Origin of the sequence: Microbacterium sp. CH1, from assembly GCF_001595495.1 — a bacterium.
Lineage (GTDB): Bacteria > Actinomycetota > Actinomycetes > Actinomycetales > Microbacteriaceae > Microbacterium.
This window is the reverse complement of record NZ_LOSO01000003.1, coordinates 22,493-31,658: the sequence shown is the minus strand read 5'-3', so window position 1 is coordinate 31,658 and position 9,166 is coordinate 22,493. Positions and strand designations below refer to the sequence as shown.

Here is a 9,166-nt window from a genome sequence, read left to right as displayed (position 1 = left end):
TCATCTCAGTATTGGTCCGTTCTCGCCCCGTGCAGTGCGAAGGTCAGCAGTGCTGGTGTCTCACCCCATCCTGACGCACAGGGGCTCGCCGATGACTTCGTCAAGGGTGGCGTTGATTGCCAGCAAGGCATCTTTCACACTCATATCCGACCCATCTGCCTCACGCACGCGGGCGTATCGCGAGAAGACTGAGATACCAGGCCCGATAGCCGCCTGCGCGAGGTCCACAGGTGCGATCGCACCCAGCATCAGCGTTCGGAGCGCCTCGGGAAGCTCAGCCTTGAGCGCAGCCAAAAAGGCTCGGCGGGTGGTCGTCACAGCCTCCGACGAGCGGGGGCGGCAAGCGAGCACGATTGACGACGCCAGCGCGTTGCTTGCGACTTCTCGCATGCGCCCACCGCGTTCGCTCCGTACGGGCCAGGTACCCGTGATCTCCCATCCAGCATTCACGAGACCATCGAGCAATGTGTGCCAGCCCGTGTTCCCGTTCGAGTCCTGTTGCTTGTACGCGTAGTACACCGTTATCGGGATGTCTGCCGAAGACAGGCCGTCTGCACGGATTCGTTCGAAGACTCGGTTGAAGCCATCGATGAAGAACTTCTCGGCGCCCGCTCTCCCATGGTGCCTGTGGGGATTTGCGACGAGCTCTTCGGACTTTGGCGTGAGTAGTGTGCCGAATAGGTCGGGATAGACATCAAAGAGTGTCTCGCGGAGCCAAACGTAGAACAGGTCGGACAGATCCGCATAGCCGACTGTGTCGTAGTACGGGGGGTCGGTTGAGATCGAAGAAACTCGCGGGTAGCCCGACTGGGAGGCGTCCCGCATCTCAGCAGTGCCGTTGATGCCGGTGGGCAGCTTCTCCAGCGCCTTCGAAACTGGGTTCAAAGCCGCATCCCATCCTCCCGAGGAAGTTGAGAAGACGTTTGCCTCCGCGAAGTCCCATGCCATTGTGATGGCGAGCATCGAGAAGGAACTGCCCACGAGCTCATTCTTTGGCTGTGACATCCAGCGGCAGAGTGAGTTGTTGTACTCTGCCATCTTGCTAACGGCCAGGCCGAGGTACGCACTCACTGCTTCCGAGTAAGCCAGCGCGCCGGTGCCCCCACTGGCTAGGTGGTCACCTCGATCCATGCCAGCCAGCAGCGCGTCGTCAAGAATCGACGCGCGGGCTTCACGGACGAGATCCGAGAAGGTCGTCAGTGCAACGAGTTGCCGATTCGTGAAGAGGTCGGACCAACGGTTCATGCCGTAGTTCTGCACGCTCACGCCGAGTCCGGCCTCAGGGGTCGACTGCTCAGGGGCGGACACTGGTCGCGCAACATCTGCGAGGGCTTCCGCGGCTTCGTCCGGTGAAAGGTATAGGCGACCTCGCACGTCCTTCGCGATGACGGCCAGCATGCGGTGCTCCATGCGCCCCGCTCGTGCTTCACCGCGGATGTAGTCGAGCGAGATGGCGGACTTGTCCGTAGCCGAGATAGCACCGCTCCGCCCCACCGTCCCATCGGCAGTGCCCGTTGGACCTTGATCGTCGTGCTCGACACGGTAGCGAAGCTGTCCGCCATCGAGCACAGGTCGCACCCAAGCCTCCTTGCCCTTCTTCTTGGCGAGCCACCATGAGTTCACCAACGGAGCCTCGACTGGGTTGGCAGGGTTGGGGCTCTTAACGACGCGGGCCCACTTCCATGCGATTAGCTCGTGTTCCTCACCATCCGGGCCAACAACGTTGGGGTACAGATGTCCGATTCGTTTGAAGGCCTCGTCACGGACCCACTTGCCGTAGCGGCGAACATCTTCCGCGAGGCCCTCGGCGCCGTGCCACGGCGTCACGCGCGCGGCCGCGTCGGGTGACACGGGCGGGCGGTCCGAAAACCTCGCAGGAATGTCTATCTGTGCCCTATTGATCAGCACCGAAACGGGGTTGAGGTCGCCGGCAAAGGACGGCAAGCCTAGCCGTGCCGCTTCCAGGGGAATCGACCCGCCACCCGCGAATGGGTCGAGGATCGACGGAAGTTCGCCGCCGTTGGAGTTTCGAATCTCCGCGCGTGCTTCGTCTAGAAGGCGCGTGTTGGTCGTGTTCTCCCACACGACGAGTTGTTCGATCAGTTTGTGGAGGCGTTGCCGCTCGTCGTCCTGAGCCTCTCTCGAGGGGAATCGGTCGGGGTGTGAAGACGGATCGTCGACTAACTGGGCGAAGAGTATGGCGCGCGCAGTCGCGAGTGGCTTCCGCGACCACCACAGGTGCATGGTCGACGGCAGCCCTTGTCTTAGCGACTTCTCGCGCCCGCTCGCGTCGTTGATGGCCTCGAGAGGAAGCGAGACCTCGATGAGTTTCCTTCTTGGGGTGGTGTTCACTGATGCGTCTCTCGTAGATCGTGTGGTCGTAGCGCTGTCCTGTTCATTGCGCAGGTCCTCCGCGGTCCCAGTAATTGCGCCACTCCTCGTTGTACGACCGAGTTGTCGCGGACGGCTCGATATGGGCGAACGCGTCGAGCACGTACCGGAGCTGGTCCCGCTTCTCGCCGTCTGGCGACACGAGGACAAGGGCGAGTCGATGACGGTCGCCCTGCGTCTGGGCAAACGTGACCTCGTTCGTCGTGATGGTGAAGGTGTCAGACCCTTCGATCCGCCCCTTCACCTCGATGTAGTGGATGCGTCCCTCGGCATCGAAAGATTGGATGTCGTATCCGGGGTTGTTCCTGGGCATCTCGTGTGGCGTGCGGCCGAGCGCGCGTTCGGTGGCGAGGACGGCGTCGACGGCTCGGCGTTCGACGAGCTCGGTGTTGCGCGCGAAGGTCTGGGGCGCGGCATCCTCTTCGCCAGTCGACAACCGTTGGCTCGGCACGACGAGCGCTGATCCGCGGACGACCGCGGGAAGTGCGACGAGTTGCGTGCTTTCGTCGAGCGCGCGTAGCCGCTTGTCGAGCCGTTCGTCGAGCTGGCGTGCCCGCTGGAGCGCGACGTCGGCTCGGATGCGGCCGATGGTTCCTGCGCGTTCGAGTGCTTCGAGGCGGTTGTGCTCGCGGTCCCAGTGGTTGATCTCAGCGAGGAGGCGTTCCTTGACCTGAACCCGGGTGCGGTCGACGTCGACGGCGATGCGCGCAGCGAGTTCGTCCATGCGGGGTGCGAGTCCGTCGCGGTACGCCCACGTGCGGATCGAGCGTTCATGGTCGCTCTTCGCCCACTCATCCGCGAGAACCTCGGCGATTGCCGCAGCCTCACCAGCGTGTGGTGCGTCGTAGTCGAGGTAGGGCGGGGCCGCGGCGAGGGTGACTGTGCCTGCTGTGTCGAGGACGGGGTAGTCAAAGTGGTGCGACACGGTGTCGGCGTCGGGGGTGGCGTTCTGGATGCGTTGCTCGACCGCGTACAACAGCGCAGTGTGCTCGGATTGCTGTTCGCGTCGATCGACGAACACCGTCCCGCGCTTGAGCACCGGCCCCAGGTCTTCGATGGTGAGCTCGATGACCGCTTGCAGCAGAGGGTGGCCGGGGGCGAGGAGTGCCGCCTGCGTCTGATTCTCGGGACGCACGTGTGCGGTCTCGAACGTGGCTCGTTCGTACCGTTCCGGCACGGGGGCCCACCGATTGAGTCTGCGTGCTGTGTCGATGACGCGCTGAGGCACGCGGGTGATTTCGTATCGGCCCTTCTCGCGCCGGCGGATGCGGCCGCCGAGGCGTTCGAAGGCGGGGAGGAAGAACGCCGCGATGTACCCGGGCTGCAGGCGTCGCTCGCGGGCCTTCTCCATCCGTCCGCGGATCTCTTCGAGGTTGAGCGCGGAGTACATCTCGGGGTGCAGTGCTCGTTCGGCGACCATGGTGTCGAGCCCGTGGGCGACGCTCGCGTCGATGACGCGGTCGAGCTCGGCCTTGCGTTCGGGTTCGTCGCCGTACCGGATCGCCTCGATCAGCAGTTCACGGAGCGACTTCTCCTGGAAGGCATCCGCGTCGCCGAGCACGTTGAAGAGGTTGCCGTTGTATGCGATCGACATCTGGTCGATCTTCGACAGCAACCGTGTGAACACGTCCCCTTCGCGGGTGTCCTTCGCGACCATATTCCACAGGTGGCACACCTCGCGCTGGCCGATGCGGTGGATGCGGCCGAAGCGCTGTTCGATCCGGTTCGGGTTCCACGGCAGGTCGTAATTGACCATGAGGTGCGCGCGCTGCAGATTGAGGCCTTCGCCTGCGGCATCCGTCGCCAGGAGCACGACGGTGTTGCGGTCGTAGGTGAACTGCTCGCGTGCCGCTTTGCGGTCTTCGCGGCGGGTGCCGCCGTGAATCGTGATGACCGACTCCGGGCGACCCAGTTGGGTCGTGATCTTCGTGCGCAGGTAGTCGAGGGTGTCCTTGTGCTCGGTGAAGATAATGATCTTGCGCGGTTCGCCCGAGTCGTCGTGGACGAGGAGCTGCTCGTCGAGGATCGTGCGCAGCTGCACCCACTTCTTGTCATCGTCGAGCAGCCTTACGCGGCGTGCGACGCGAATGAGGTCTTCGAGGATCGCTATCTCTGTTCGGAGTTCGCCGATCGACTCGGCGGCGGTGGCGAGGTCGACGACCTGGTCGACGCGGGCCTCGAACTGCGCTCGTTCTTCTTCGGAGACCTCTTCATTGAGGTCGTCGAACTCGTCGGGGTCGAAGTTCGGCGCTGAACTCGATGCGTCCTCGAAGTCGAGTGCGACACGGCCGGTCGACCACTCGTCGATCGTTGCCGTGATGGAGGTGCTGTAGCGGGCCTCGTCGGTCGCGCGTTGCCATTCTCGCAGGCGCGTCTCGAGTCGGACTTGGCGTCGCTCTAGCGATCGGAGGATGGCTTCGGGGCTCGAGGCGAGGCGTCGTTGCAGAACGGTGAGTGCAAATCCCACGTTGTTGCCACGCTTCTTGTCACCAGCTTGCGCGAGGCGTTCCGCGCGCCCCATCTCGGTGCGGACGTAGCCGGTCACCAGCTCGTAGAGCTCGCGCTCGGGGTCGCTCAGCTCGTACTCGACGGTGTACGCGCGACGCTCGGGGAACAGCGGTTTGCCCTCGAAAGTGAGGAGCTCTTCCTTCACCATGCGCCGCATCAGGCCGCGGGTGTCAGTGCGGTGCACCCCGGCGCGGAACTGGCCCTCGAACCGGTCGCGATCCAGCAGCGACATGAACAGCTGGAAGTCCTCCTCCTTGCCCGCGTGCGGGGTCGCAGTCATGAGGAGGAAATTGTGCGCGGTCTCGGCGAGCAGCCGGCCCAGCCGGAACCGCTTCGTCTCGTCAACCTGACCAGCCCACGACGAGTAGTGCGCCGACATGCGATGCGCCTCGTCGACGACGACAGCGTCCCAGGTCACGTCGGCGAGCTGCTCGATCAGGTCATCGCTGCGCGACAGCTGGTCCATCCGTGCGATGAGGAACGGGTGCTCGGCGAACACGTTGCGACCCTGCGCGTCGTCGACCATCTGACGGTTGAAGATCTCGAAGGAGAGGTCGAACTTCTGCGAAAGCTCTTCCCGCCACTGCTCGACAAGACCGCCGGGGGCGACGATCAGCGCTCGTTCGCAGTCGGCGCGGAGGATGAGCTCCTTGAGGTACAGCCCGGCCATGATCGTCTTGCCCGCACCGGGATCGTCCGCGAGCAGGAACCGCAACGGGATCCGCGGGAGGAGTTCCTCGTACACCGCACGGATCTGATGCGGCAACGGATCGACGTCCGAGCTGTTCACCGCCGCCATGGGGTCGTAGAGCGCGGCGTACTTGATGCGCAGCGCTTCGGCCGCAAGCCGGAACTCGTCGGGGTCGCCGTCGAACGCGGGGGCGTTGCCCATCTCCGTGACAAGTTCGAGCTTGCCGGCATCTGCATCGGTGATCATGCGTTCGCCGGTGCGGCCGGTGTCATCGCGGAAGAAGATCTCCACGAGCGCGTCGTCCAGCGGCGACACGCCGATGAGAGTCACCGGCTGCCCGGGGAGGACGCCGCGCAGGCGTTGCCCGGCGCGCAGCGAGGCGAGCGTCACCGTAGGTGCGTCCACGTGTTTCCTCCCCTGGAAATTGGCAAGTTGATCAGGATACGTCGGGCCGCCGACATCGCGGTTGACTGAGTCAGTCCGGCGATCCGGCATCCCCTCGACGTACCCAGTCGTCGACCTCGCTCGCCTGGAACTTCCACAGCCGCCCGACCTTGTGCGCAGGCATCCCCTTCTCGGAGATCCAGGCGTAGATCGTGTCTTTGGTCACGCCCAAGTGCTCAGCAATATCGTCGGCAGAGAGCCACGGCTCTGACATACACGCCCCCATGCGGATTGAGCCGGATGTTTCCGGGTATGGCCGATCCTATCGGGAACGCTCCCCGTCGTCGCCTGTGGCGTGCTCGACCTGGTCAACGGCGGCCAGCAGTTCTTCGAGGCGCATGTGAAGTTCGTCGAAGGCCTGTATGAAGAACATCAGATCCATGCTGGATGGCGGTGTGTCGTCCAGGTCGGCGATGACCTCCCGCGCCTCGCGCCTCGCGGATCGCGGTCTGCAACCGCGTCTCGATTCCAGACAAGCCTTGAATCCAGGCGTCGATCACGCCGAACGGGATAGGTGCGAAGTCGTGCGCGTCGAGGCCCACGTGAAACTGATGCCCGTTCGGGCCATGGTCGCGCGCGTGGGTGTGCCCGTGGAGTAGCGGGATGCCGTCGTCCCAGCGGGGGCGATGAGATACGTGGCGATCGGTGGGCTGGCTGCGCCGGCGTACGGGTAGTGCGAGGCGAGGATCCGGTACCCGCGCCGGGTGCCCTCGATCACCTCGGGCAGAATCTCCCACCCGGCCGCCTCATACAGCGGTGCGAATCGCTCGACTGCGCGCTTGCTCTGCGTCGCGGGCGAGACTCGATCGTGGTTGCCCGGGACGAGGAACCGGCGGCCGTGCAGGTGTGCGGTGAGTGCGATGGACTCCTCGATTGGGCCAAGGGCCACGTCACCGAGGTGGAGGACGACTGAGTCGGGAGCGATGACGTCGTTCCACCGGCGAATCATCGCGGCGTCCATCTCCGCGACGGTTGAGAAGGGACGGTCGGCGAGCTCGCTGATGCGGGCGTGACTGAAGTGGGTGTCAGAGGTCACGAAGTCGACTTGGTCGAAGTCAAACCAGGGGTACTCACGCATCGCGAGGATCCGGGGCGTCGGAATCCATCTCGAAGGCGCGAAGCAGCGTTCGTTCGAGGTCGCTGACCGGCTCCGGCGGCATCCCAGCGATCTCGTCACGTAGCTGACCGAGAGCGGCCTCGATTGCGGTCCGATGCTCGTCGCGCCAGGCGCGAACGCTCGGATCGCGGAGGACTCCGTCTTCACGACTGCCCGGATAGTCGAGCAGGAGCTCGGTCTCGATCGCCGACGCCATTGCGCGTGCATCGACTGCGCTGGTCATGCGGAGAATCGAGAGGTGGGTCGCGGCGTCCGAGCCCGACACCTCGACGAGGTAGCGCTGGATATCGCCGTCCTCACCGTGCGTGGTCGCGACGAGCGAGACCATGACCGTACGGCCTGCGATTGAGATCTCGCGCATGCTTCCTCCTCGACGTAGAACCGGCCAACCTATCAGGCGGTGATGGATCAGCCAGTCTCCGGCTCGGGATAGATTCGTCCCGGCCGTACGACGTCGTCGTGTCCGGGGATGAAGGCGATCGCGCCCAGTCGGGTCCAGTAGCTGATCAGCCAGCGTTGGATGAGCTCGGTCTGTTCACGGCGTTCGAGGAGTGTCCGTCCCGGGTCTTCGATGACGTCGTCCCACGCGATGCTCGTGAACATCGCGTTCAAGAGTTCGGTGCACGACGGCCCAGTGCCATGTGTGTCCCACCATGCGATCGTCAACCTGCCGGCTTGGGCTGCGGTGCTGGATCCGGCGGGCTCCTCGATCGTTCCGATCAGGGCGGTGAGGTAGGGATCTTCCACCGCCATGACGAACGACTCCTGGTTGAGTTCCGCAGCGCCCATACAGTGCAGAATGCCATACAGATTAGGCCTCTCCTGGTAGTCGCGGACTGTCATCCGCGACGCAGAAGTGCCTCAGCGGATCGTGAGGTCGGGCGTCGCGCTGGGCAAGAGGTCCGTGATCTGAACGTCGAGCACCTGAGCTACCGCCAGCAGAGTCTTGACGGTCGGATTCGCGGGAGTTCCGGGCTTCGACTCGCCCTTCTCGAGCTTCTGGTACGTGTAGCGGCTCAGGTTGGACTCGTACGCCACACGGTCCTGGCTGTATCCGACACGCGCTCGTTCCCGCTGGATGTTCTGGCCGAGCTCGCGAGCGTAGTGGTCCCACGCATCAGGCGAGGTCGCGGGAGAAGGCACCCATCAAGCGTCACGATTAGGCCTCTGCAGTAAGGCCTAATCTGTATGGCAATCTCGATGGCTCAATAGCCCGGCTCGGACACAAAGACGCCCTCCACGAGGGAGGGCGTCGGGCCACGGTTGGGATGAACAACCGGGCGGGGTGTATCCACACTATACACACGATCGCTGGTAGGAAGGTGATCACCTCGTGCACCGATATGGAGTCGTCTGTTGTCAGCCTCACCCGTTCCTGGACCACCGCACGAGCGCCTCATCGTCTACATCGACGGCTTCAACCTCTACCACGGCATGCACGACAAGTTCGGACGCTCCACGCTCTGGATCGACTTCGTCGCACTCGCGCAGAGCCTGCGTCCACGGAGCCACATCGTCGCGGTGAAGTACTTCACCGCACCTGTGCTGGGCGATGCGGGCGCGGCCAGTCGTCAGGCCTACCATCAGGCAGCCGTCGCCGCGCGTCACACCAACGTCTTCAGCGTCACGCAGGGCCGATACCAAGCGAAAACCGTGACGTGCTTCAACTGTCGCGCGACGCGTACGGTGCACGAGGAGAAGGAGACCGACGTCAACATCGCCGTTGCTCTTGTGGGCGACGCCGCTGCGAACGCGATGGACTCGGCACTGATCATCAGCGCCGACAGCGATCTTGCGCCCGCGGTCAGGGCGGCCAAACAGTTCCGCCCGCACATGTTCATCGGCGCAGCCTTCCCACCCAAGCGGTTCTCGAGCGAACTCAAGCAGCTGATGCCCGCGTCGTCGCAGATCGGTCGCGACAAGATCCGCCAGGCTCTTCTGCCCGAGAGCTTCACCGTCGGCGCGACCACGTACACCCGACCTCCGAAGTGGCGATGATGCGAGCGAGGTAGCCC

The 9,166-nt window shown here is 64.1% G+C and carries 8 protein-coding genes; 1 reads left to right on the top strand and 7 read right to left on the bottom strand.

Features of this window, described 5'->3' with window-relative positions:
• Nucleotides 1-60: 60 nt before the first annotated feature.
• From AUV07_RS17210 to AUV07_RS01960, 7 genes are all read right to left on the bottom strand, one after another.
• On the bottom strand, nucleotides 61-2,352 hold the full coding sequence (locus tag AUV07_RS17210) for a DUF1156 domain-containing protein (protein WP_157523875.1): 2,292 nt from the start codon (nucleotides 2,350-2,352) through the stop codon (nucleotides 61-63).
• A 43-nt stretch (nucleotides 2,353-2,395) separates the two neighbouring features.
• Nucleotides 2,396-5,995 (bottom strand): helicase-related protein, encoded by a 3,600-nt coding sequence (locus tag AUV07_RS01985; RefSeq protein WP_062633428.1) that lies wholly within the window; start codon nucleotides 5,993-5,995, stop codon nucleotides 2,396-2,398.
• Between the two features lie 70 nt (nucleotides 5,996-6,065).
• On the bottom strand, nucleotides 6,066-6,248 hold the full coding sequence (locus AUV07_RS01980) for a helix-turn-helix domain-containing protein (RefSeq protein ID WP_062633432.1): 183 nt from the start codon (nucleotides 6,246-6,248) through the stop codon (nucleotides 6,066-6,068).
• 282 nt (nucleotides 6,249-6,530) lie between these two features.
• A complete protein-coding gene (locus AUV07_RS01975) occupies nucleotides 6,531-7,070 on the bottom strand; it encodes a metallophosphoesterase (protein ID WP_197462099.1) in 540 nt (179 codons plus the stop codon).
• Nucleotides 7,071-7,104: 34 nt separating this feature from the next.
• Nucleotides 7,105-7,512 carry a hypothetical protein gene (locus AUV07_RS17720; protein ID WP_062633424.1) on the bottom strand — a complete coding sequence of 136 codons (408 nt, stop codon included), beginning with the start codon at nucleotides 7,510-7,512 and terminating at the stop codon, nucleotides 7,105-7,107.
• A 47-nt stretch (nucleotides 7,513-7,559) separates the two neighbouring features.
• On the bottom strand, nucleotides 7,560-7,994 hold the full coding sequence (locus tag AUV07_RS01965; RefSeq protein WP_157523871.1) for a hypothetical protein: 435 nt from the start codon (nucleotides 7,992-7,994) through the stop codon (nucleotides 7,560-7,562).
• A gap of 18 nt (nucleotides 7,995-8,012) precedes the next feature.
• Nucleotides 8,013-8,294 carry a helix-turn-helix domain-containing protein gene (locus tag AUV07_RS01960; RefSeq protein ID WP_062633421.1) on the bottom strand — a complete coding sequence of 94 codons (282 nt, stop codon included), beginning with the start codon at nucleotides 8,292-8,294 and terminating at the stop codon, nucleotides 8,013-8,015.
• Between the two features lie 213 nt (nucleotides 8,295-8,507).
• On the opposite strand from AUV07_RS01960, the gene AUV07_RS01955 reads away from it, so the two are divergent.
• The gene (locus AUV07_RS01955; RefSeq protein WP_062633419.1) at nucleotides 8,508-9,149 is read left to right on the top strand and encodes an NYN domain-containing protein; all 642 of its coding nucleotides are present in this window, start codon (nucleotides 8,508-8,510) and stop codon (nucleotides 9,147-9,149) included.
• Nucleotides 9,150-9,166 lie beyond the last annotated feature (17 nt).

Bases quoted from the DNA above. Each gene is read 5' to 3' on its own strand.
- AUV07_RS01980 (WP_062633432.1), bottom strand. From the start codon at position 6,248: ATGTCAGAGCCGTGGCTCTCTGCCGACGATATTGCTGAGCACTTGGGC.
- AUV07_RS17720 (WP_062633424.1), bottom strand. From the start codon at position 7,512: ATGCGCGAGATCTCAATCGCAGGCCGTACGGTCATGGTCTCGCTCGTC.
- AUV07_RS01965 (WP_157523871.1), bottom strand. From the start codon at position 7,994: ATGACAGTCCGCGACTACCAGGAGAGGCCTAATCTGTATGGCATTCTG.